Source organism: Geodermatophilus sp. SYSU D00703 (assembly GCF_054050155.1).
The window spans coordinates 240,031-263,100 of record NZ_JBJGYU010000003.1 but is presented as its reverse complement, the minus strand read 5'-3'; the positions used below and the strand labels follow the sequence as shown (position 1 = coordinate 263,100).

22 protein-coding genes and 1 pseudogene are annotated in these 23,070 nt (G+C 76.3%); 9 read left to right on the top strand and 14 right to left on the bottom strand.

Features of this window, described 5'->3' with window-relative positions:
- Window positions 1–30: 30 nt before the first annotated feature.
- The 6 genes and pseudogenes from ACI782_RS06345 to ACI782_RS06320 form a co-directional block, all read left to right on the top strand.
- A complete protein-coding gene (locus tag ACI782_RS06345; RefSeq protein WP_456907223.1) occupies window positions 31–807 on the top strand; it encodes a glycerophosphodiester phosphodiesterase in 777 nt (258 codons plus the stop codon).
- Window positions 804–1,697, top strand: coding sequence for a lysophospholipid acyltransferase family protein (locus ACI782_RS06340; protein WP_456907221.1), 894 nt, complete (start codon window positions 804–806; stop codon window positions 1,695–1,697). The genes ACI782_RS06345 and ACI782_RS06340 overlap by 4 nt, the downstream gene beginning before the upstream one ends.
- A gap of 66 nt (window positions 1,698–1,763) precedes the next feature.
- A complete protein-coding gene (locus tag ACI782_RS06335) occupies window positions 1,764–3,113 on the top strand; it encodes an MFS transporter (protein WP_456907219.1) in 1,350 nt (449 codons plus the stop codon).
- Between the two features lie 73 nt (window positions 3,114–3,186).
- Window positions 3,187–3,930: a thymidine kinase gene (locus ACI782_RS06330; RefSeq protein ID WP_456907217.1), complete on the top strand. Its 744-nt coding sequence runs from the start codon at window positions 3,187–3,189 to the stop codon at window positions 3,928–3,930.
- 184 nt (window positions 3,931–4,114) lie between these two features.
- A complete protein-coding gene (locus ACI782_RS06325; protein WP_456907215.1) occupies window positions 4,115–4,459 on the top strand; it encodes an RNA polymerase-binding protein RbpA in 345 nt (114 codons plus the stop codon).
- Window positions 4,460–4,592: 133 nt separating this feature from the next.
- Window positions 4,593–5,009, top strand: a pseudogene (locus ACI782_RS06320) (dihydrofolate reductase family protein); the annotation flags it as partial.
- A 156-nt stretch (window positions 5,010–5,165) separates the two neighbouring features.
- Here the strand turns inward: ACI782_RS06320 and ACI782_RS06315 are convergent.
- The 8 genes from ACI782_RS06315 to kdd all read right to left on the bottom strand — a co-directional run bounded on the left by ACI782_RS06315 (window position 5,166) and on the right by kdd (window position 13,881).
- A complete protein-coding gene (locus tag ACI782_RS06315; protein ID WP_456907213.1) occupies window positions 5,166–5,660 on the bottom strand; it encodes an FxsA family protein in 495 nt (164 codons plus the stop codon).
- Between the two features lie 41 nt (window positions 5,661–5,701).
- The gene (locus ACI782_RS06310; protein WP_456907211.1) at window positions 5,702–6,493 is read right to left on the bottom strand and encodes a polyprenol monophosphomannose synthase; all 792 of its coding nucleotides are present in this window, start codon (window positions 6,491–6,493) and stop codon (window positions 5,702–5,704) included.
- Window positions 6,490–8,133, bottom strand: coding sequence for an apolipoprotein N-acyltransferase (gene lnt, locus ACI782_RS06305; RefSeq protein WP_456907209.1), 1,644 nt, complete (start codon window positions 8,131–8,133; stop codon window positions 6,490–6,492). The genes ACI782_RS06310 and lnt overlap by 4 nt, the downstream gene beginning before the upstream one ends.
- Before the next feature lie 503 nt (window positions 8,134–8,636).
- Entirely contained in the window at window positions 8,637–9,032 is a 396-nt protein-coding gene (gene kal / locus ACI782_RS06300) for a 3-aminobutyryl-CoA ammonia lyase (RefSeq protein WP_456907207.1), read from the bottom strand.
- Complete coding sequence (gene kamE / locus ACI782_RS06295) at window positions 9,029–9,775, bottom strand: lysine 5,6-aminomutase subunit beta (RefSeq protein WP_456907205.1); 747 nt, start codon at window positions 9,773–9,775, stop codon at window positions 9,029–9,031. Before kamE ends, kal begins: the two co-directional genes overlap by 4 nt.
- On the bottom strand, window positions 9,768–11,357 hold the full coding sequence (gene kamD / locus ACI782_RS06290; protein WP_456907203.1) for a lysine 5,6-aminomutase subunit alpha: 1,590 nt from the start codon (window positions 11,355–11,357) through the stop codon (window positions 9,768–9,770). Before kamD ends, kamE begins: the two co-directional genes overlap by 8 nt.
- Window positions 11,354–12,859: an amidohydrolase gene (locus tag ACI782_RS06285; RefSeq protein ID WP_456907201.1), complete on the bottom strand. Its 1,506-nt coding sequence runs from the start codon at window positions 12,857–12,859 to the stop codon at window positions 11,354–11,356. The genes kamD and ACI782_RS06285 overlap by 4 nt, the downstream gene beginning before the upstream one ends.
- Window positions 12,856–13,881: an L-erythro-3,5-diaminohexanoate dehydrogenase gene (gene kdd, locus ACI782_RS06280; protein ID WP_456907199.1), complete on the bottom strand. Its 1,026-nt coding sequence runs from the start codon at window positions 13,879–13,881 to the stop codon at window positions 12,856–12,858. Before kdd ends, ACI782_RS06285 begins: the two co-directional genes overlap by 4 nt.
- 120 nt (window positions 13,882–14,001) lie before the next feature.
- Here kdd and ACI782_RS06275 point away from each other — a divergent pair, with 120 nt between their 5' ends.
- Entirely contained in the window at window positions 14,002–15,402 is a 1,401-nt protein-coding gene (locus ACI782_RS06275; protein WP_456907197.1) for a KamA family radical SAM protein, read from the top strand.
- Between the two features lie 134 nt (window positions 15,403–15,536).
- Window positions 15,537–16,064, top strand: coding sequence for a GNAT family N-acetyltransferase (locus ACI782_RS06270; protein WP_456907195.1), 528 nt, complete (start codon window positions 15,537–15,539; stop codon window positions 16,062–16,064).
- Window positions 16,065–16,195: 131 nt separating this feature from the next.
- On the opposite strand, the gene ACI782_RS06265 is transcribed toward ACI782_RS06270, so the two are convergent.
- Genes ACI782_RS06265 through ACI782_RS06255 form a run of 3 tightly spaced genes read right to left on the bottom strand, consistent with a single transcriptional unit; the run spans window position 16,196 to window position 18,684 of the window.
- Window positions 16,196–17,068: a lysophospholipid acyltransferase family protein gene (locus ACI782_RS06265; protein WP_456907194.1), complete on the bottom strand. Its 873-nt coding sequence runs from the start codon at window positions 17,066–17,068 to the stop codon at window positions 16,196–16,198.
- 51 nt (window positions 17,069–17,119) lie between these two features.
- Entirely contained in the window at window positions 17,120–17,461 is a 342-nt protein-coding gene (locus ACI782_RS06260; protein ID WP_456907352.1) for a VOC family protein, read from the bottom strand.
- A 41-nt stretch (window positions 17,462–17,502) separates the two neighbouring features.
- Complete coding sequence (locus ACI782_RS06255) at window positions 17,503–18,684, bottom strand: carboxylate-amine ligase (protein ID WP_456907192.1); 1,182 nt, start codon at window positions 18,682–18,684, stop codon at window positions 17,503–17,505.
- Between the two features lie 247 nt (window positions 18,685–18,931).
- On the opposite strand from ACI782_RS06255, the gene ACI782_RS06250 reads away from it, so the two are divergent.
- Entirely contained in the window at window positions 18,932–19,777 is an 846-nt protein-coding gene (locus tag ACI782_RS06250; RefSeq protein ID WP_456907190.1) for a hypothetical protein, read from the top strand.
- 7 nt (window positions 19,778–19,784) lie between these two features.
- On the opposite strand, the gene ACI782_RS06245 is transcribed toward ACI782_RS06250, so the two are convergent.
- From ACI782_RS06245 to ACI782_RS06235, 3 genes are all read right to left on the bottom strand, one after another.
- The gene (locus ACI782_RS06245; protein WP_456907188.1) at window positions 19,785–21,338 is read right to left on the bottom strand and encodes an Rv2578c family radical SAM protein; all 1,554 of its coding nucleotides are present in this window, start codon (window positions 21,336–21,338) and stop codon (window positions 19,785–19,787) included.
- A gap of 104 nt (window positions 21,339–21,442) precedes the next feature.
- Window positions 21,443–21,943, bottom strand: a complete 501-nt coding sequence (locus tag ACI782_RS06240) for an Lrp/AsnC family transcriptional regulator (RefSeq protein ID WP_456907186.1) — start codon at window positions 21,941–21,943, stop codon at window positions 21,443–21,445.
- Entirely contained in the window at window positions 21,918–23,063 is a 1,146-nt protein-coding gene (locus ACI782_RS06235; protein WP_456907184.1) for a M24 family metallopeptidase, read from the bottom strand. Before ACI782_RS06235 ends, ACI782_RS06240 begins: the two co-directional genes overlap by 26 nt.
- Between the last annotated feature and the right edge of the window lie 7 nt (window positions 23,064–23,070).

Genomic DNA, 23,070 nt, shown 5'->3' with positions numbered 1-23,070 from the left:
CGCGTCGGTGCCCGGCGTTAGCGTGTCGGCGTGGTCCCGGTCCGGTATGCGTTCCTCGACGGGCCGACCCCGATCGCCATGGCCCACCGCGGCGGCGCGATCGAGCACCTGGAGAACTCCATGCCGGCCTTCGAGGCCTGCGTGGCGCTGGGGTACCGGTACCTGGAGACCGACGTCCGCGTGACCGCCGACGGGGTGCCCGTCGTCTTCCACGACGCGATGCTCGACCGGGTCACCGACCGCTCCGGCCGCGTCGACCAGCTGCCGTGGTCGGAGGTCGCCGCCGCGCGGATCGGCGGGCGGCAGCCGATCCTGCGGCTGGAGGAGCTGCTGGGCGCGTGGCCCGACGTCCGCTTCAACCTCGACATCAAGGCCGCCGGCGTCCTGGCTCCCCTGGCCCGCACGGTGCGGCGCATGGGGGTCGCCGACCGGATCTGCCTGGGGTCGTTCTCCGACGCGCGGATCGCCGCCGCCCGCCGGCTGTTCGGACCCTCGGTCTGCACGTCGCTGGGGCCGCGCGGGGTCGCGGCGCTGCGCCTGTCGTCCTACTCCCCCCGGGCGGCCGGCCTGGTGCGCATCCCGGCCGGCTGCGCGCAGGTGCCGCTGCAGCTGGGCGGGCGGGCCCTGGTCGACGAGCGGTTCCTCGCCGCGGCGCACGCCCGCGGCCTGCAGGTGCACGTCTGGACGGTCAACACCGAGGAGGAGTCGACGGCGATGCTCGACCTCGGCGTGGACGGCGTCATGACCGACCGCCCGGCGATGCTGCGCGAGGTGCTGGAGAAGCGCGGTCAGTGGGTGGCCCGGTGAGCGTCGGCGCGCGGATCCGGGCCTGGCGGCCGCCCGCGCCGCCCCTGCCGGACGACGTCGCGGACCTCGTCGGCCCCGACGACCCGGAGTGGTTCGCCCGCGAGCTGGCCATCGCCGCCACCCCGCCGTGGTGGTTCTGGCGGTTCGTGCTGCGGTGGTTCGCGTGGCTGCCGAGCGTCTTCGGCCGGCTGCAGGTCACCGGGTCGATCCCCGAGGAGTGGCGCGACGGCCCCCTGCTGCTGGCGGTCAACCACATCGGGGACTTCGACACGTTCGTCGTCGCCGTGGCGCTGCACAAGGTCGGCGTCACCCCGCGGTTCATGGCCACCGGTGGGATCATGCGCGCGCCGGTCGTCGGCCCGCTGCTCGAGCGGTCCGGCGGCATCCGGGTGGACCGCGGCACCGACGTCGCCGCGCACGCGCTGACGGTCACCCGCGTGGCCCTGGCCCACGGCGGCCACGTCGTCGCCTACCCCGAGGGCCGGGTCGGCCTGGCACCCGACGGCTGGCCCGAGCGCGGCCGCACCGGGCTGGCCCGGATGGCGCTGGCCGCCGACGTGCCGGTGATCCCGGTCAGCCAGTGGGGCGCCCACGAGCCGCTCCAGTACGCCAACGACTGGGGCAAGCTGCGCACCCTGCTGCGCGCGTTCTGGCGGCAGCCGGCGCTGAGGGTGCACATCGGCCCGGCGGTCTTCTTCGAGGACCTGCAGCCGGGCCGGGTGGGGGACGCCCACCGGGCCCGCACCCGCATCGCCGCGGCGATCACCCGCGGCCTGGCCCCGCTGCGCGCCGGCGAGCCGGCCGACCGGCCGGCCTACGTGGACCCGACGCGGCCGACGACGGCGACCGCGGCCTTCCCGGGCGGCGTCGTCCCCGACGACATCCCGTGATCGGCTCGTGACGCAACTCCTCCGGCGGTGCTGGACCGGTCCCCCTCCGGCTGACACCCTGCGCCCGTGACGACGGCCGCCACCCCGACCGCCCCCTCCGCCGACCGCGCCCTGCGCCGCGAGCGGTTCGGCTGGTACTCCTACGACTGGGCGATGTCGGTGTTCAACACCAGCGTCACCACCGTCTTCCTCGGCCCCTACCTGACCGCGATCGCCGAGGACGCCGCCGGGCCCGACGAGCGGCTGTCGTTCCTCGGCCTGTCGATCGCCGCCGGCAGCTGGTTCTCCTACGTCCTGTCCGCCTCGGTGCTCCTGCAGGTGCTCGTGCTGCCGCTGGTCGGCGCCGTCGCCGACCGCACCGGCCGCAAGCGGGAGATGCTGGCCGGCTTCGCCTTCCTCGGGGCACTGGCGACCACCGGGCTGTACTTCGCCGGGGACGGCCGGTGGCTGCTGGGGGCGGCGCTGTTCGCCGTCGCCAACATCAGCTTCGGCGCGGCGACGGTCGTCTACTACTCCTGGCTGCCGGACCTGGCCGGCCCCGACGAGCGGGACGCCGTCTCCAGCCGCGGCTGGGCGTTCGGGTACGTGGGCGGGGCGCTGCTGCTGGCGGTGCACCTGGGCCTGGTGCTCAGCGCCGAGTCCCTCGGCCTGAGCACCGGCGAGGCGGTGCGGATCTGCCTGGCCACGGCGGGCCTGTGGTGGGGCGCCTTCACCGTGTTCACGGTGTCCCGCCTGCGCAACCGCCCGGTCCGCGACCCGGATGCGGTCCGCACCCGCAGCGGCTTCCGCCAGCTGGCCACCACGATGCGGGAGATGCGGGCGTTCCCGCTGACCCTGTGGTTCCTCGGCGCGTACCTGCTGTTCAACGACGGCGTCCAGACGGTGATCTCGCTGTCGGCCACCTACGCCACCGAGGAGCTGGGGCTTGACCAGTCGGTGCTCACCGGCGCCATCCTCATGGTGCAGGTGGTGGCCATCGCCGGGGCGCTGGGCCTGGGCCGGCTCGCCGCCCGGTACGGCGCCAAGCGGGTCGTGCTCGGCAGCCTGGTGGCCTGGATCGGCGTGCTGGTCGCCGCGTTCTCCCTCCAGGCCGGTGCGGTCGGCCAGTTCTACGCGCTGGCCGCCGTCATCGGCCTGGTCCAGGGCGGCACGCAGGCGCTGTCCCGGTCGCTGTTCAGCCAGCTGATCCCGCCGGGCAAGGAGGCCGAGTACTACGGCTTCTACGAGATCAGCGACCGCGGCACCAGCTGGCTCGGGCCGCTGGCCTTCGGGCTCACCTACCAGCTGACCGGCTCCTACCGGCTGGCGATCGTCAGCCTCGTCGTCTTCTTCGTGGCCGGCTTCGTGGCGCTGGCCGCGCTGCCGATCCGCCGCGCGGTCGTCGCGGCGGGCAACACCCCACCGGAGCGCTTGTGACCGAGCTGGCGAGGTCATCCGAGGACACACCACCTCAGGGAACGGTGCCGACGAGCGCCAGCGAGGAGGCAGCGTGACCTCCCCCCTGGACTCCGATGCCCGGACCGAGCGTCGGCTGGTCTCCGTCCCCGTGGCCGGCGACCGCCGCCGCCACCCGGCGCCGGCACACCTGCGGTTCTTCCACGGGCCGATGGACTGCGGGAAGTCGACCCTCGCGCTGCAGGTGGACCACAACCAGAGCCGCCAGGGACGGCGGGGGCTGCTGCTGACCCAGGGCGACCGCTCCGCCCGGCCGCAGATCAGCTCCCGGGTCGGGCTGTGCCGGGAGGCGGTCGAGGTGGACGCCGGTACCGACCTGCGGCTGCTGGTCCGCGACTCCTGGGCGGTCGGCGACCGGGTGGACTACCTGATCGTGGACGAGGCCCAGTTCCTCACCGCCGGGCAGGTCGACCAGCTCGCCGAGCTCGTCGACGAGTCGCACGTCGACGTCTACGCCTTCGGCCTGACCACCGACTTCCGCACCCGGCTGTTCCCCGGCACGCAGCGGCTGCTGGAGGTCGCCGACGACGTCCAGCGGGTGCAGGTGGAGGTGCTCTGCTGGTGCGGGCTGCCCGGCCTGCTCAACGCGCGGGTGGTGGACGGCGCGATGGTGCGCGAGGGCGCGACGGTCGTCGTCGCCGACACCGCCCCCACGCTGGCTCCCGACGAGACCGGGCCCGAGCCCGAGGTGCACTACCAGGTCCTCTGCCGGCGGCACCACGTCCTGGGGCAGCTCGGGCCGACCGCCGCGGGCCCCGGGCAGCTCGCTCTGCCCTGAGTTCCCCCGTTGGGGGGTGGGTGGTGGCCCCTATACCACCCCATGCGATGATTTCGAACCGGCTCTGCGGAATCTCTCCGCGAAATCTGTCGTTGGTCCTTTCGACTCCCTCGACGGGTGGGTACACACCGCCCGGCGACGACGAGACACGACCGACACCACCAGCACGAGAGGACGGTGTGCCATGGGCGAGCGTTCCCTGCGGGGCAGCCGACTGGGCAGCGTGAGCTACGAGACCGAGCGGAACACCGCGCCGATCGAGCGGCAGTACGTGGAGTACCGGTGCCCCTCGGGTCACCTGTTCACCGTGCCCCTCGCGGACGACGCCGAGGTCCCCGACACCTGGGAGTGCAAGTTCGACGGTTCCGCCGCCAAGCTCGTCGGCGGTGCCGAGCCGGCTCCCAAGAAGGTCAAGCCCCCGCGGACGCACTGGGACATGCTCCTGGAGCGCCGCTCGGTGGAGGACCTCGAGGAGGTCCTGGCCGAGCGCCTGGAGGTGCTGCGCGGCCGGCGGACCCGCGCCAGCTGAGCGACGCGGCAGGTGCGGAACGGCCCCGGTGGGACTCCCCACCGGGGTCGTTCCGCGTCCGGCGGGCGATGAGTCCGGCCCGTCCCGGCCGTCTGCCCTGCTGGAGCGGTCCGGGACGGCGGGAGGAGCACGCATGGCACGGGTGATCGCGGGGATGACGATCTCGCTCGACGGCTTCGTGGCCGACGCGGCGGGCAACGCCGACGCGCTGTACCCCGATCTGGCCGACCTGCAGGACGCGCCCTACGTGCGGGAGCTCCAGGCGCAGACCGGCGCGGTGCTCATGGGCCGGCGGACCTTCGACATGGCCGGCGACACCGACGGCTACGCCGACAGCTACGAGCTGCAGGTGCCGATCGTCGTCCTCACCCACGCTCTCCCGGCCGTCGCCCCCAGGAGCAACGAGCGGCTGTCCTTCGTCTTCGTCACCGAGGGGCCGGAGGCGGCCGTGGCCCGGGCCGTCGAGCTGGCCGGCGAGCGGGCGGTCACCGTCGTCGGGGGCGCCGACCTCAACCGGCAGCTGCTGCGGGCCGGGCTGGTCGACGAGCTGCACGTCGACGTCATGCCGGTGCTGCTCGGCACCGGCGTGCGGCTGTTCGAGGACGCCCCCGGCAGGCCCTGGAGAAGCTCGGGGTCGTCGAGGCCGGCGCCCGGACCAGCCTGCGGTTCCGGGTGCTGCCGGACGCGGCCTGACCGGCCCGGCCGCTCACGGGCGGCCGGGCTCGCGCTCCACGACCTCGCCCTCGATGACCAGCGGCCGGTCCGCGGGCGGCGGCCCGGCGTACGGCACGCCCTCGACGCGGCGGCTGCGGACGTGCACCGGGCCGCGCAGCTGCACCGGCAGCCGGGTGGCCAGCACCCGGGCGAGCAGCCCGCGCACGAGGAACCGGGTGGGCGGGAGCAGGCACAGCAGGCCGACCAGGTCGCCGAGGAAGCCGGGCAGCACCATGAGCAGCCCGCCGAGGGCGATCAGTCCCGCGTCGCCGAGCGCGCGGCCCGGCGGGCGGCGGTCCCGGGCCCGGTCGCGCAGCTCGGTCAGCGCCCGGGTGCCCTGCCGCGCCAGCAGCGCCCACCCCAGCGCGCTGGTGGCCAGCGTCGCCAGCAGGGTCCAGCCGACCCCGATCCAGCTCGCGACCAGCACGAAGACGACGACCTCGGCCAGGGCGAACAGCCCGGCTGCGATGCGCACGCGGCGACCCACGGCTCTCCTCGGCCCGCCCGGCTCGTGCGGCCCCGGCCCGCCTACCGGACCGCCGTCGACCGCCCGCCGTCGCGGACCCGTCCCGGCACGGGGCGGCGGACCCGGCCCGGCAGCCAGTCGGCCAGCCGGTCCTGCAGGCCCCACCAGGTGACCCGTACCAATGCCTCTCCAACGATCGAACCGCTCATCTTGCTCCGGCCGAACGCCCGTTCGGTGAAGGTGATCGGCACCTCGACCACCCGGGCGCCGGCGCGGACCGCCCGCCAGGCCCAGTCGACCTGGAAGCAGTAGCCCTGGCTGGCCACGTCGTCGAACGGCAGCCGGTCGATCAGCGCGGCCCGCACGGCGCGGAACCCGCCGGTGGCGTCGGCGAGCGGCAGCCGCAGCGCCCACCGGGTCCACAGGTTGCCCGCGCGGGACAGCAGCAGCCGGTGCGCCGGCCAGTCCTCCACCCGGCCGCCGGGCACGTAGCGCGAGCCGAGCGCCAGGTCGGCGCCGTCGAGCGCGGCCAGCAGGGCGGGCAGCTGCTCGGGGTGGTGCGAGCCGTCGGCGTCCATCTCGACCAGGACGTCGTAGCCGTGCGCCCGGCCCCATCGGAACCCGGCGACGTAGGCCGGCCCGAGCCCGGCTTTGTCCGTGCGGCGCAGCACGTGCACCCGGGGGTCGAGGGCGGCCAGCTTCTCGGCGAGCTCGCCGGTGCCGTCGGGCGAGCCGTCGTCCACCACGAGGGCGTGCGCGGCCGGGACGCTGCGGTGCAGCCGCTCGAGGACGGGCTCGAGGTTCTCCACCTCGTCGTAGGTAGGGACGACGACGAGCACCCGCGGTCCGGTCACGGGGTGCTCCGCCGGGCGCGGCGGCGGCGGACCGCGCCGGGGACGGCGACGGCCAGCAGCGCCCCGGCGCCGAGCGCGCTCAGGCCCCACTCCGGCCCGGCGCCGAGCCGCTCGGCCACGGTGGTGGAGTCGCGCTGGGCGACGTCCTCGACGAAGACCGCCGGCTCGAACAGCCCCGAGCGGGCGGCCAGCGAGCCGTCGGGGGCGACGATCGCCGAGATGCCGCTGGTGGCGGCGACGAGGACGGTGCGGCCGTACTCGACCGCGCGCAGCTGGCTGGCCGCCAGCTGCTGCTCGCTCTCGGCGGTGTAGCCGAAGGTGGCGTTGTTGGTCTGGACGACGACCATCCCGGCCCCGGCCCGGACCACGTCGCGCACCAGCCCGTCGTAGACGACCTCGAAGCAGATGAGGTCGCCCACCCGCGCGCCGCCGGCCTCCAGCAGCCCGACCTCGGTGCCGTGCACGAAGTCCCGCCGGATCAGGTCGACCTTGTCGCTGAACAGGCGGAAGAAGCCCCGGGCCGGCACGTACTCGCCGAACGGCACCGGGTGGCGCTTGACGTAGGTGTCGCCGGGCCCGGTCCGGGGGTCCCAGACGATGCCGGTGTTGCTGATGAACCGGCCCGGCCCGTCCACGACCGCGCCGACCAGGATCGGCGCGCCGATGGCGTCGGCGGCCCGGCTGATCGCGCGGGCGGCGTCCTGGTTGAGGTAGGGGTCGATGTCGGAGCTGTTCTCCGGCCAGACGACCAGGTCCGGTCGGGGCTGCTCCCCCGCCGCGACCGCCGCGGCCAGCTCGACGGTGCGGGTGACGTGGTTGTCGAGGACCGCCCGCCGGCGCGCGTTGAACTCCAGCCCGGGCTCGGGCACGTCGCCCTGGACGACGGCGACCGTGCGCGTCGGGCCGCCCTCGGTGAGCGAGGGGCCGGGCAGCGGCGCCCAGGCCAGCCAGCCGAGCAGCGGCACCGCGGCCGCGCCGGCGAGCGCGAGCGCCGCGGCCCGCAGCGCGGCGCCACGGCCGGCCCGCCGGGACGGCCTCCCGCCGGCCCCCGGCCCGGCCAGGCGCAGGACCCCGGCGCCCAGCAGCGTGCCGGTGAGCGCGACGGCGAAGCCGACCAGCGGCACGCCCCCGTAGGCGGCCAGGGAGAGGAACGGGCCCTCGGTCTGGCTCAGCCCCAGCCGGCCCCAGGGGAACCCGCCGAGCGGCAGCCGGCCGCGCACCGCCTCGTCGGCGACCCACAGCGCCGCCGCCCACAGCGGCCACAGCGGCAGCCGGGAGGTCGCCGCTGTGGCCGCGCCCAGCAGCGCCACGAACAGCGCCTGGGACACCGCGAGCGCCAGCCAGGGGAAGGAGCCGACGTAGATCCCGCTCCACGACAGCAGCGGCACGAAGAACGCCAGGCCGCAGACCAGGCCCAGCCAGGCCCCCGAGCGGGCGCGCTGCCCGGAGACGGCGAGGGCGAGGGCGGCCGGGCCGAGGACGGCCAGCGGCCACAGGCCGGAGCCCGGGAACGCGAGGAGGAGCAGTCCCCCGCCGGCGGCGGCCAGCAGCGTGCGCCAGGGCGGGCGGAGGCGGGACGCGGGCGCCGGCCGCGGGGCCTCCGAGGGGCGCTCCAGCGTGCCGGAGGCGACTGCTCCCACCGTCGCCTCCCGTGCTCGTGCGCTCGCCCGGCCCCGGGCAGGTCGCACCGGGGCCGCGACCGCCGGCGCCGTTGCCGCGGTCCGCGCCCCAGCATCCCATCCCGGCGCGGCCGCACGACCGCGCGTCGTCCGCGCCGGGGCTCCGGTCGGCGCCGGCGGCTCCCGCGCTCGGGTGGTCGCACCTTCGGGCCGGCCGGCCGGTCGCTGGCGGCGATCGGCGGGCCGTTGTCTGGTGGTGCGGACCCGGACGGGCCCCGCCGGGTGCCCGGACCGCGCTCCCCCGGGCAGCCGCCGGCGCTCACGACCCGGGGCTGCGGGCGGCGGCGCCGTCCGCGCGGCCGGAGGGCCCGCACGACTGGTCCGGGGAGGCACGTGCCGGTGCTCCCGGAGTGGAACTGCAGGCACTGTAAGAAGTGCGCCGGCGGGCGCGCCCGCCTCCGGAGGGCCTCGTGACGAACTGTGACCTGTTCGTTACGGCGTGGCGCCTGGACAGCCCGGCGCGATCAGGCCGGCCCGGGGACGACGAGGGTGGCGGTGGCCTCGACGACCGTCTGCGGCCGGTCCAGGACGGCGGCCGCCGAGGGGCCCCGTTCAGGCTGCGCGCGGGCCACCACCCGGGCGGTGCAGCGCAGCTCGCGGCTGCGGCGGCCGATCCGCACCACCTCGGCGCTCGCCTCCAGCACGTCGCCGGCCTGCACCGGGCCGAGGAAGCGCACCTCCGTGTACCCGGCGAGCAGCCCCTCGTCGCCGTCCATCACGATGGCGACCTCGGTGGCGACGTCGCCGAACAGCCCGAGCGTGTAGGCGCCGTCCACCAGGTTCCCGCCGTAGTGGGCGTGCGCGTACGGCACGTACCGGCGGTGGGTGACGGTCAGCCCGAGGCGGGGGTCGTCGGTCACGGGGCGGCTCCTGCGGGGACGAGGGCGGACACGAGGTAGCTGGCGACCTCGCCGGGCGTCGTCCCCCGGCCGAAGACCTTGTCGACGCCGAGGTCGCCGGCCATCGCCGGGTCGAAGCGCGGGCCGCCGACGACCAGCAGCGGGCGGTCCTCCCCCATCGCCTCGCGGAAGGCGGCGGCCAGCTCGCGGGTGTTGCGCAGGTGGGCGTCCTTCTGGGTGACCACCTGGGAGACCAGGACGGCGTCGGCGCGGGCCGCCCGCGCCCGCGTGACCAGCTCGGGCACGCTGACCTGCGCGCCGAGGTTGGCCACCTCCATCTCCCGGTGGTACTCCAGGCCCTTCTCCCCCGCGAAGCCCTTGAGGTTGAGGATCGCGTCGATGCCGACGGTGTGCGCGTCGGTACCGATGCAGGCGCCCAGCACGACCAGCTTGCGGCGCAGCCCGGCGCGGATGGCCGCGTCGACCTCCGCCGGGGTCAGGAGCGGGTAGGCCCGCTCCTCCACGGCCACCGCGTCCAGGTCGACGAGGTGGCGCACGCTGCCGTAGACGACGAAGAAGGTGAACCCCTCCCCCATCCCGTGGCTGTGCACGACCATCGCCGGGTCGATGCCCATCTTGTTCGCCAGCTGCAGCGCCGCGCCGTCCGCCCGCGGGCCCGGGGGCACCGGCAGGGTGAACGACAGCTGCACCATCCCGTCGCCGGTGGTGTCGCCGTACGGCCGGATCACGGTCCCGTCAGGCACGGGCTGGCTCCTTCGCCAGCAGCTCCAGCGCCGGGTTGTACGCCTCCGGGCCCAGCCGGACGACGCCGTCCAGCCCCTTGCCGCGGTCCGGCGGCCGCTTCGTGATGCCGAAGGTGCCGTCGGCGATCGCCTGCAGCAGCCCCTCGTCGGCGATCCGCTCCAGCAGCTGCACCGCCTCGGTGAGCACGGTGTGCGCGCGGCGGTCGATGAACCCGCCCCGGGGCGGGGCGAAGTCCTCGACCAGGCCGCCGGCGGCATCCAGGACGTAGCGCACGTTCCGCAGGGCGAGGTCGCGGTCGGACAGCCACGGGGTGACCACGGCCTCGGTCATCATCCCGACCAGCAGGATGCCCTGGCCGGTGAGCGCCCCGGCGAGGTTGAAGAAGCCGTCGAGCAGGTAGCCGCGGAACACGTCGCCGGTCATGTGCTTGGTCGGCGGCATCCACTTCAGCGGCGCGTCGGGGAACAGCGCCCGGGCGAGCAGGGCGTGCGCCAGCTCCAGCCGGAACGACTCCCGGCGGTCCGGGTCGATCTCGAAGGCGTGGCCCAGGCCGAGCTGCCAGTCCTCGAGGCCGGCCTCGTGCGCGAGGGTCTCGTTGAGCAGCTGGCTGACGGTGACGGTGTGCGCCTCGCCGACGGCGTCGGCGGTGGTGAGGTAGTTGTCCTCGCCGGTGTTGATGACGATCCCCGCGCGGGCGTGCACCATCCGGCTGAACCGCTGGTCGACGAAGGTGCGCTGCGGGTTGATGTCGCGGAAGAGGATCCCGTACATCGCGTCGTTGAGCATCATGTCCAGCCGCTCCAGCCCGGCCAGGACGGCGATCTCGGGCATGCACAGGCCGCTGGCGTAGTTGGTGAGCCGGACGTAGCGGCCGAGCTCCGCGCTCACGTCGTCCAGCGCGGCCCGCATGAGCCGGAAGTTCTCCTGGGTGGCGTAGGTGCCGGCGTAGCCGGTGCGGGTGGCGCCCTCGGGCACGTAGTCCAGCAGCGACTGCCCGGTGGAGCGGATGACGGCGATGACGTCGGCGCCGGCGCGGGCCGCGGCCTGGGCCTGCGGGATGTCCTCGTGGATGTCGCCGGTGGCCACGATCAGGTAGATCCACGGCCGCCGGGGCGGGTCGCCGAGGCGGGCGACGAGCTGCTCGCGGCGGGCGCGGTTGGCGTCGATCCGGGCGATGCCGGCGGCCACCGCGTCCCGCGCCGCGGCCCGGGCCCGCTCGGCGTCGGCGCCCGCGGGCAGGTCTAAGCGCGCCGTCCCCGCCCCCACCTGCTCGGCGAGACCCTGCAGGTCCGGCGCCCGCCCTGCGGCGATCGCGTGCCACACCGGCAGCGCGACGCCGGACTCCAGCCCCACCTGGTCGCGGACGGCGTCCACCACGCGGTTCACCCACGGCACCCGGTCGGTGACGGCGCCGTCGCCGGTGACCGGGTCGGTGCCGGTGAGCCCGGCCAGCCGCAGCACCGCCCGCTCCACGGAGACCGTGGTGTGCCGGCGCGCGAGGTCCACCACGGGCTGCGCCGCCCGGACGGCCAGCTCCCGCGCCCGGGCCACCAGCACCGGATCGAGCTCCAGGGTCGTCACCGCACCTCCCGGCCGTCGACGAGCAGGTTCCGGCAGGCCGGGCGGGCCCGCTCGGCGAGGACGGCGGAGAGGGTCTGCGCCGTCTCCCACAGCGCGAGGTCCGCGGGCGCGCCGACGGCCAGCGGGCCCGCGGGGTGCTCGGCGCGGACGGCGTGCCAGCCGCCGTGGGTGGCCGCGTCGAAGGCGTCGAACGGCCGCAGCCCGGACGACGGCGTGCGGTGGTCGACCGCCGCGTGCACCCCGCCCCACGGGTCCAGCGGGGTGACCGGCGCGTCGCTGCCCAGCGCCAGGGCGACCCCGGCGTCGGAGAGGTCGGCGAACGGGTTGCAGCCCCGCGCCCGCTCCGCGCCGAGCCGCTCGGCGTACATGCCGGCGGGACCGCCCCAGGCCGCGTCGAAGGCGGGCTGGACGCTGGCCACCATCCCCCAGTCCCGCATCCGCTCGACCGCCGACGGGCCGGCCATCTCCACGTGCTCCAGCCGGTGCCGGCAGGCGCGCACCGCGGCGCGGCCCAGCTCGGTGACGACGGCGCCGACCGCGGCGAGCACCTGCTCGACGGCGGCGTCCCCGATGCAGTGGAAGCCGGCCTGCACGCCGGCGAGGGTGCAGGCGCGCACGTGGTGGACCAGCGACGCCGTCTCGAAGCGCAGCGCCCCCGCGGCGCCGGGCCGGTCGGCGTACGGCGCGCTCAGCGCGGCGGTGTGCGAGCCGAAGGCGCCGTCGCAGAACAGGTCGCCCCCGGCGCCGGCCAGGCCCAGCTCGGCGACGACCGCCAGGCCGCCGCGCTCGGCGAGCTCGCCCCAGTAGCCGCGCACCCGGGGGCCCGGGGTCTCGGCGGCCAGCGCGAGCAGGTCGGCGAGGTCCTGCGCGCCGGACACCTCCGGCCCGGCCATCTCGTGGAGGCTGCCGATGCCCAGTGCCGCGGCGGCGGCGAGCGTGGCCCGCTGGGCGGCGCGGCGCCGGCCGGCGTCCACCGCGCCGTAGGCGGCCTGCCGCGCGGCGTGGTGGGCGTCCAGCCGCAGCCGGCCGTCGGGGGCGAACCCGGGCAGCCGCGCGATCCCCGGCACGCGGTCCAGCAGCGCCGTGGAGACCGTGGCCGAGTGCACGTCGACCCGCGCCAGGTAGGCCGGCCGGTCGCCGACGACGGCGTCGAGGTCGTGCCGGGTGAGCCCGCGGCCCTCCGGCCAGGCGGTCTCGTCCCACCCGGTGCCGAGCAGGATCCCGCCGGGGACGGCGGCCGCGTGCCCCCGGACCGACGCGACGGCTTCCTGCAGGCTCAGGCTCGAGTGGAGGTCGAGGCCGATGAGCGCCAGCCCGGTCGCCGTGGCGTGCACGTGGGCGTCGACGAAGGCCGGCGTGAGCAGCGCCCCCTCCCCCGCGAGCACCCGGTCGGCGGGCGCGGCGTCGGCGGCGTCGCCGAGCCAGGCGATCCGGCCTTCCTCCACGCGCACCGCCCGGCCGGGCCGGTCGCCGACGGTCACGTCGGTGACGAGCAGGCTCATGCGCTCACCCGCGGGTCGACGAGGGCGCGGACGCCGGGGGTGGAGCGGTACAGGGCGAGGGCCAGGGCCGCGTGCCCCGGCGTGTAGCCGTTCCCGATCAGCATGGTCACGTCGGCCGCCATCCCCTCTGCTCCGAGCGCCGCCCGCGCGAAGGACGTCGCCATCGAGAAGAAGACCACGGTCCCGCCGTCGGCCGTCGCGAGGACCGCGCCGTGCTCGGCGCCGGGCGCGTCGACGCACACGACGGTGACCCCGGCCGGGGTGCCGACCGCCGCGGCGACGGCGAGCGGGTCGGTGGCGTCGGCGACCACGACCCGGTCGGCCAGGCCGGCGGCGGTCAGCGCGGCGGCCTCCCGCTCGTCTCGGACCAGGCCGGTCAGCTCGGCGGCGCCCGCGGCCCGCGCGGCGGCCAGGCTCAGGCAGCCGGACTTGCCCGCCGCCCCGAGGACGACGACCGACCGCGCCGCCGTCCGCTGCACCACCCGCGCGGTGGCCGCCGGCGCTCCGCACACGTCGAGCAGCGCGAGGGAGACCGCGTCGGGGAGGTCGTCGGGCAGGACGGCGGCGATGGAGCGGGCGAACAGGATCGCCGTCCCGGCGGCCGGCACCTGCTCCGAGCGCCCGTCCCACCCGGCCAGGCCGTCGGTGATCCGCAGCGGGGTGAGGGTCAGCGAGACCAGCGTGGCGACGCGGTCCCCCACCCGCAGCCCGAGCGGGGAGCCCTCCCCCACCGCGTCGACGACCCCGAGCAGCATGCCGCCGGAGCCGGTGACCGGGTTCTGCACCTTCCCGCGGGTGGCGACGATCTCCAGCACGGCCGACCGGACCGCCGCGCCGTCGCCGCCGCAGGCCTCCGACAGCTGCCGGAACGACGCGGCGTCGAGGTTCAGTCGCTGTACCGCCACGCGGACCTCGTCGGGGCCGATGGCCGGGTCGGCGTCCAGGCGCCAGGCCGCCTGCGGCAGCACGCCCGGCGGTTCGAGCACGCGGTGCACCCCGAGGGCGCGTTCCGCTGTCGTCACCGATCCTCCTGTCTCACCCGGTCGAGGGAGGAAAACGCATCGTATCCGGGGCAGTCCACCGGACATCCTCCCGTAGAGTCCCCGGTGTCGCGAGGACCGCCACCCGGAAGAGGTGCCGCCGTGCTGGAACAGCCCTACGAGTACGCCGCCCGGCCCCTGGTCGAGCCCGACTGGCGGCGGCTGCCGGGGTTCGCCGGCGTGACCCAGGACGAGTGGCGCAGCGCCCAGTGGCAGCGGGCGCACTGCGTGAAGAACGTGCGGCAGCTGCACGGCGTGTACGGCGACCTGCTCGACGACGCCTTCTACGCCGACGTCGAGGCCGACCAGGCCGGGCGGGCCACCATGTCGCTGCTGCTGCCGCCGCAGATGCTCAACACGTTCGTCCCCGGCGCGGTGCCGGGCACCGCCGCGCTGCGCGCCGACCCGGTGCGCCGCTACATGCTCCCGGTCGCCTCCGACCGGCTGCCCGGGGCCGCCGCCAGCCACCCCTACGCCGCCCGCGACTCGCTGCACGAGCACGAGATGTGGGCGGTCGAGGGGCTCACCCACCGCTATCCGACCAAGGTGCTCGCCGAGCTGCTGCCGACCTGCCCGCAGTACTGCGGGCACTGCACCCGGATGGACCTGGTGGGCAACTCGACCCCCGCCGTCGCCAAGCTCCGGTTCGAGCTCAAGCCGGTCGACCGGCAGGCGGCGATGCTCGAGTACCTGCGCCGCACCCCCGGGGTCCGGGACGTCGTCGTCTCCGGCGGGGACGTCGCCAACCTGCCGTTCAGGACCCTCGAGGCGTTCGTCTCCGGCCTGCTCGAGATCGAGTCGGTGCGCGACATCCGGCTGGCGTCCAAGGCGCTCATGGGCCTGCCGCAGCACTGGCTGCAGGACGACGTCGTCGCGGGCATGACCCGGCTGGCCCGGCGGGCGCGGGAGCGGGGCGTGTCGCTGGCCGTGCACACCCACGTCAACGCCGCCCAGCAGGTGACGCCGCTGGTGGCCGAGGCGGCGCGGGCGATGCTGGCCGCGGGCGTGCGCGACGTCCGCAACCAGGGGGTGCTGCTGCGCGGGGTCAACGCCACCGCGCCGCAACTGCTCGACCTGTGCTTCGCGCTGCTCGACGGCGCCGGCATCACGCCCTACTACTTCTACATGTGCGACATGGTGCCCAGCGCCGAGCACTGGCGGGTGTCGCTGGCCGAGGCGCAGACGCTGCAGCACGACGTCATGGGCTACCTGCCCGGCTTCGCGACCCCGCGGATCGTCTGCGACGTCCCCTACGTCGGCAAGCGCTGGGTGCACCAGGTCGCCGAGTACGACCGCGAGCGCGGCATCAGCTACTGGACGAAGAACTACCGCACCGGCATCGAGCGCTCCGACGAGGACGCCCTCGACCGCCGCTACACCTACTACGACCCCATCGGCACGCTGCCGGAGAGCGGCCGGGCCTGGTGGCGGGCCCGCGCGGTCGACCCGGTCTCCGCCGACGTGGCCGCGGCCGCCTCCCGGGCGGCGTCGCTGGCGGACTGAGGAAGCACCCCCGCCGCTCGCTCGCTCCCGACGGACCCTGCAGGGGGCCGAGACCGGAGACGGGGTCGCGGCGAGCCGTCCGGACGCGCCGTCCCCGGGTGGCCGGGGGCCGTTCCCGGCGGTAGGCAGGTCGGATGGCGGCCCGCGGCGGGGACCTGTGCACCCCTCGGCTGCGGCTGCGCCCCTGGACCACCCGCCGCGACGACCTCGCCCGGCTCACCGACCTCTACGGCCGGGACGACGTCACCCGCTGGCTGGGCGGGACGCCGTCGCTCACCCCGGTCGAGCTGGTGGCCCGCTGGGCGGCGGTCTGCGCCGACGAGCGGTTCGGGGTGTGGGCGGTCGAGGTCGCCGCGTCCGGGACGGTCGCGGGCACCGTGCTGGTCAAGCCGCTGCCCGGCGGGGTCGGCGAGGTGGAGGTCGGCTGGCACCTGCACCCGGACTGCTGGGGCCACGGGTACGCCACCGAGGCCGCGCGGACGGTCATCGACCACGCCTTCGCCGCCGGCGTGCCGGAGGTCTACGCGGTCGTGCGGCCGGGCAACTCGCCGTCCGTGGCGGTCTGCCGGCGGCTGGGCATGGAGCCGCTGGGGCGGATGCGCCGCTGGTACGACGTCGAGCTGGACGTGTTCCGGCTGATGGCCCCGCCGGTCGTCCACTGAGGGAGGACCCCGGAGAGCACCCCCGCAAGGACCCGGTTCTCCTCACCGTTGGAGGACCCCGTCCACCCACCCTTGGCAGGCTCAGGGCGGTGCCCGGGACGAGGCCGCGGCGAGCCTCGGGACGGGGCCGCTCAGCGGGAGGCGCGCCGGCGGGCGAGGAGCGCCCGGATCCGGGCCAGGGGGTGCGGGCGGGGCACCCGCTGCCGGGTGCCGCGGACGTCGTGGTGGTCGATCGCCGCCGCCTCCTCCGGCGTCGGCGCGGTGCCGCCGAGGTGCGCCGGCAGCCACCAGCGGTCGTGCGGGCCGGCCGGCTGCTGGGGGTAGGTCCGCTGCGCCTGGTCGACCAGCTCCTCCATGGCCGTGCGGATGCGGCGGAGCAGCTGCTGGGTCCGCTCCGCCGGCCCTGGGACGATCGGTTCGCCGAGGAGCACGGTGATCGCGACGCCCCGACGGAGGTGCACGGGGCGGTGCTTGGTGGCGATCCGCTGCCCGCCCCAGACCGCCGCGGGCAGCACCGGTACGCCGGCGTCGATCGCCATCCGGGCGACGCCGGCCTTGAGGTCCTTGACCACGAAGCTGCTGCTGATCGTCGCCTCGGGGAAGATGCCGACGACCTTGCCGTCCCTGAGCGCCCGCACGGCGGACTCGAAGGCGGCCGCGCCGGCCCGGCGGTCGACCGGGATGTGGTGCATGGCCCGCATGAACGGCCCGGAGACCCGGGAGGAGAACACCGACTGCTTGGCCATGAAGCGCACCAGCCGGCGCCGCGGGAGCGCGGCCAGGCCGAGGAAGGTGAAGTCCAGGTAGCTGACGTGGTTGCTGCAGACGATCGCGCCGCCGCTGGTCGGGATGTGCTCCGAGCCGCGCACGTCGAACCGGAACCGCAGCAGCCGGAAGACGAGCAGGGCCAGCCGGATCACCCACCGGTAGGCGCGGTCCCGCCGGTCGTGCTCGGGGCCCGGCAGGTCGGGGCGGACGACGTCGCGCCAGCGGGCGGTGTCCATGGCGGGACGATACCGGCGGTCGCGGGGGTCCCTGCCCGACGCGGGCGGCGGCTACTGGCCGGCGATCTCGAGGAAGGCGACCGTGTTCCCCTCGGGATCGGTGACGACGGCCTTGCGCGCGACCCCGCTCTCGCGCGTGACGTCGCAGCTGCCGATGCCCCGCGCGCCCAGGTCGGCCACCGTCGCGTCGAGGTCGGGCACCGTGAGGGCGACCAGGCCCCTGCCGGCGCGGGCGGCGTCCTCGACGACGTAGACCCACCCGGCCTCGGCGACCTGCCACAGGACCTCGCGGTCGTGCGCGACGACGTCGGGGTCCCGGTCGAACAGCCGGCCGTACCACTCGGCCGCACGCGGGAGGTCGGCGACCGCGATCCCCGCGAAGAGCGTCTCCATCGCCACGGGCCGACCCTGGCAGAAGGAGCCGGCGGCCGCCCTCAGTCCTGGGTGACCTCGACGGCGGCGCGCACCACGGCGGGGAGGTCACCGGTCTCGCGGTGCACCCGGCGCTGCAGGTCCGCGCCCGTGCCGCGGGACAGGACGGCGGCGACTCCGGCCGCCACCCGGCCGACGTCCCCGGCCGCGGCGAGGGCGGGCCGCACGTGCTCGACCAGTGCGCGCAGGACGTCGGGAGCCGGCGCCGGGCGGCCGGTGACCGGGTGGACGAGGTCTCCGCCCAGGCCGGAGCGGCCGGCCCGCCAGGCGGCCACCCGGATGAGCTCGCTGCGCACCGCGGGCGCGGGCACCCCGGCCCGCCACGCGCGGGCGGCGGTCTCCACCAGGCCCCGCACCAGGCCGGCCAGCGTGACGGTGTCCTCGACCCGGAGGGGGACGTCGGCGATGCGCACCTCGACCGTCGGCCACCGCTCGGACAGCCGGGCGTCGAAGTACACCATCCCGGTGTCGACGATCGTCCCGGTCGCGACCAGGCCCGCGATGAGCCGGTGGTACGCGGCGGCGTCGGTGAACAGCTCGGTGGGGCCCGAGGAGGGCCACCGGTTCCACGCCTGGGAGCGGAAGCTGGCGTGCCCGCTGTCGCGGCCGAGCCAGAACGGGGAGTTGACACTCAGCGCGGTGAGCACCGGCAGCCAGCAGCGGATCCGGTTGAGGACGGCGACGCCCTCCTCGTCGTCCTCCACCGCGACGTGCACGTGGCAGCCGCAGGTCAGCTGCTCGACGGCGGTCAGGCCGAAGGTGTCGGTCATCTCCGCGTAGCGCCGCCCCGGCGTGGTGACGGGTTCGACGTCCACCGGCGAGCTGGCCAGCGCCGCCACGCGCGCACCGACCCCACGCGCGGCGGCGTCGGCCCGGCCGCGCCAGTACCGCAGGTCGGCGGAGACGTCGGCGAGCTCGGTGCACACCCGGGTGGCGTACTCGAGCTGCTGCGCCTTGAGCTCGGGCACGAGCCGCCCCCGCGGGTCGTCGTCGTCCCCGCCGTCGGATCCGGCATCATCGCGGGGCCGCTGGTCCTCGCGCTCCCGGTCGGCCCGGTCGTGCTCGGCCACGGTCTCGCCCTCGCCGCGACGGGCGGCGACCTCGAGCGCGGCGGGGGCCAGGGGCACGGGGCACCCGCCGGGGTCGACGACGAGCAGCTCTTCCTCCACGCCCACGGTGCGCACCCGGCCATGGTCACCAGTGGCCGCCCGCGGCGCGCGCCGAGTCGGCGGAGATCGCGCGTGCTCCACCGTTATGCCCAAGAACAACAAGAGTCTTCCAGGGCCCCTGCCGGGGCTCCTGCTCCCCCCGCACCCCGGGCGAGAGCTCGCGCGATCACTGCTCCGGCGCCGAAGGCGCCGGCACCTGTCGACGGCAGGTGACCACGAATCTGGGTCGCTTTTTTGTTGGGGATAACGGTAGAGTTCCGTCATGACGGGTGCCTGGCAGCCACCGCTGCCGCAGATGCCCGCACCGCCGCCGGTGCGGGCCTGGCGTCGGATGAGTCCGCCCGAGGGCTACGAGGTGCAGTGGCGCCGGCTGGCCGAGGCCGCACTGGAGCTGGGCCTGGGGCCCGACCAGCTGGCCGAGGAGGGGCTGGACCCGATCGCGGCGGCCCGGGGCTGGAAGCCGGCCACCGTGGCCCTGTACAGCAAGGTCGCTCGCTACGGCGGGATCGCGCTGCCGTCGGTGCCCACGCCCGAGCCCGAGCCGCCGGTGCTGGAGCTGCGGCCGCTCACCGAGATCCGCAGCGACGACCCGGAGCACCTGCGCGCGGTCGCCTGGTGCGCCCTGGCCCTGCACTGGCCCGCCCCCGTCGGCTCGTTCCGCGCCCTGCGCCGCGAGCAGGTGCACCCGACCGCGCGGCGCCTGCTGGTGCGCACCGAGGACGGCGAGTGGTCGGTGCCCGGCGCGCTGACCGCCTGGCACGCGTGGGAGGCCCGCCGCGCGCGCTTCCCCGCGCTCGCCGACAGCCCGTGGGTGCTGCCCGCGCTGCGCCGCGGCCCGGGGATCGCCTCCGCGGTGGGCGGGCAGCTGTCCACCCAGGCACTGCAGGTGACCTTCGCCAAGCACGCCGTCCGCACCGGGCAGGCGCTGCGGCTGACCGCGCCGCCGTCGCGGCGGGCCGCGGCCGAGGAGCTGGCCGCCGCGTACCTGACCCTCTCCTACGACTCCTACCGGCGGCTGGCGCTGGCCGCCGGCGCCGCCCCGGTGAGCCCCCGCGGCGCGGTCCGCGCGCTGCGCAGCGTCTCCCGGACCGCCCGGCTGGCCGGCTGACCGGCGCTCAGATCAGCGCGAGCTGCTCCGGCGCCGGTGCCGCGTGGGCCGGGCGCGGCGGCACGGTGCCGGGCAGGCTGCCGGCCGGGAAGTCGCTGTCCGCGTCCCCCGGGATCCCGCCCGCCCCCTCGTCCACCCCGCGCGCGGCTCCCCCGGCCTGCCGGTCCAGCCCGTACCGGGCCAGCAGCGGCGCCACCCGCCCGGCCAGCCAGCGGCGGTACTCCGGGTCCACCGCGGCGCCGCGCCGGTAGAGCTGCTGGTAGCGCGGCACCAGCTGCGGGTGCTCGCGCGCCAGCCAGGCGGAGAACCACTCGCGCGCGCCCGGGCGCAGGTGCAGCGGGACGACAGTGACCCCGCTGGCCCCGGCCTCGGCGATCGCCCGCAGCGCCGCGTCCAGGCCGGCCAGCCGGTCGGTCAGCCCCGGCAGCACCGGCGCGAGGAAGACCCCGCAGGACAGGCCCGCGTCGGCGATCGCCCGGACCAGCTCCAGCCGCGCCCGCGGACTGGGCACGCCCGGCTCCAGCGAGGCGTGCAGCTCGTCGTCCCAGACGGCCACCGACACGCCGAGGCCGATCGGGACGTCGCGGGCCGCGGCGGCCAGCTGCGACAGGTCGCGCCGCAGCAGCGTGCCCTTCGTCAGGATCGAGAACGGCGTGCCGGAGCCGGCCAGCGCCGCGATCACCCCGGGCATGAGCCGGTAGCGCCCCTCGGCCCGCTGGTACGGGTCGGTGTTGGTGCCCAGCGCCACGTGCTCCCGGCGCCACGAGGCGCGGGCCAGCTCCCGGCGCAGCACGTCGACCAGGTTGGCCTTCACCACCACCTGGCTGTCGAAGTCGTGCCCGGTGTCCAGCTCCAGCCACTGGTGGGTCCCGCGGGCGAAGCAGTTGTGGCTGACCACCCCGTTGGCCACGAAGTCCCCGGAGGCGGTGGTGATGTCGTACATCGGCAGCGCGGCGCCGAGGTCCTCGACCGCGGTGACGCGCAGCTCCGGGCCGCTCGTCACCGCCGTGCCCACCAGGCCGGCCGTCGGCGCGCGCCGCCCGCCGGCGCGCTGGGCGGCGGCGCCGACCAGGTCCAGGGCCCGCCCCGGGCCCTGGAGGTGGTCGTCGGTGGTCAGCACGGGCCGCCGGCCCCCGTCGGCGGTGACGTGCCGCCAGCCGCGGCCGGTGAGGAAGCGGTGGTCGCCGCTGGCGACCACCTCGGTGCCGTCGGCCAGCCGCACCCGGGAGGCCGGCTTGACCGTCGGCCAGTGCGCCAGGACCTCCGTGGCCACGTAGTGCCGGCCTCCGTTCCGCACCTCGGTCCCGACGACCCGGTCCCCCACCCGCAGGTCGGCGATCGGCGCCTGCCGGCCGTCGGCCAGCAGCACGAGCGTGTCGCCGGCCACGCAGTACACGCACGCGTGCGAGCACCCCCGGTAGGGGTTGATCGTCCAGCGGAACGGCATGGCCGACGGGCCGGGCACCTGGTTGAGGGCGCTCTTGCTGCGCACCTCGTGGAAGGTCACCCCGGGGAACTCCGGCACCTGCACGCTGCGCAGCAGGCCCCGCACCGTGGGCATCCCGGGCAGTGTGCCCGGCTCCCGGGCGTCGAGCCGCTGGCCGTCCCACCGCATGCCCCCATCCGAACACGCGTTCGAACCCGTGTCCAGTGGGCGCGCCGGGCCTACAGCGGGGGGCGGTCCTCGTAGGAGGTGGAGAGCACCACCGTCGTCCGCGTGGTCACGTTCGCCGCCAGCCGGATCTTCTGCAGCAGCACCTCCAGGGCGTCGGGCGAGGGCACCCGCACCTTGAGGATGTAGCTCTCCACCCCGGCCACCGAGTGGCAGGCCTCGATCTCGGTCAGGTGGGCCAGCCGGGCCGGCGCGTCGTCGGGCTGGGCAACGTCGATCGGCGTGATGGACACGAACGCGGTCAGCCCCAACCCGAGGGACTTGGCGTCGATCTTGGCGTGGTAGCCGGTGATCAGCCCGCGCTGCTCGAGCCGGCGCACCCGCTGGTGCACCGCCGAGACCGACAGCCCGACCCGTTCGGCCAGCTCGGTGTAGCTGGCCCGGCCGTCCCGCGCCAGGGCGGCCAGCAGCGCGCGGTCGACGTCGGCCGACGGGGTCGGCGGGCCGGCGGCGGTGCCGCCGCCGCCGTCAGCCGGCGAGGATGACGAGGTCACGCCGGCCCTCGTTGAGCGTCGCCACGCCGTCCGCGGTGCAGACGACGATGTCCTCGATGCGGGCGCCGCAGCGGCCCGCGAGGTAGATGCCCGGCTCCACCGAGAACGCCATCCCGGGGACCAGCGGCAGGTCGTTGCCGGCCACGATGTAGGGCGCCTCGTGGGTGTCCAGGCCGATGCCGTGGCCGGTCCGGTGGATGAAGTGCTCCCCCCAGCCGGCGGCGGCGATGACGTCCCGGGCGGCGGCGTCGACCCGCTCGGCGGTCACCCCCGGGCGGACGGCGGCGGTCGCGGCCGCCTGCGCCTGCTGCAGCACCCCGTACCACTCGGCGACCTCGGCGTCCGGCGCGCGGCCGACCGCGTAGGTGCGGGTGCAGTCCGACCGGTAGCCGGTGGCGGTCTCGCCGCCGATGTCGACCACGACCAGGTCTCCCTCGGCCACCACCCGGTCGGAGAGCTCGTGGTGCGGGCTGGCGCCGTTGGGGCCGGAGCCCACGATGGTGAAGTCCACGCCCACGTGCCCCTCGGCGAGGATCGCCGCGGCGATGTCGGCACCGACCTCCGCCTCGGTGCGCCCCACCCGGAGCCACTCCCCCATCCGCGCGTGCACCCGGTCGATGGCGGCGCCGGCGGCGGCCAGCTCGGCCACCTCGGCCGGCGTCTTCACCATCCGCAGCCGGTCCACCACCGGGGCGGCCAGCTCCAGGGCCGCGCCGGGCAGCGCCCGCGCGACGCCGAGGGCGTGCTCGGCCCAGGTGCGCGCGCCGACCGCGACGCGGGTCGGGGCCGCCCCCAGCCGGGCGGTGACCGTCCGGGCCAGCAGGGCGAACGGGTCGTCGGTCTCGTCCCAGGCCAGGACCTCCAGGCCCAGGCCGCCGGCCGGACCGGCGTCGACCATCGGCGCCTCCAGCCGCGGGACGACGAGGAACGGCTCCGCGCGGCGCGGCACCACCAGGGCGGTGAGCCGCTCCATCGCGTGGGCGTCGTAGCCGCACAGGTAGCGCAGGTCCGAGCCCGGCGTCAACACCAGCAGGTCGATCCCGAGCTCGGCGGCGACCTCGCGCGCGGTGTGCACGCGGTCCACGGTCACCAGCGGCCCGGACGGGTTCGAGGTGGGCACGGTCGCG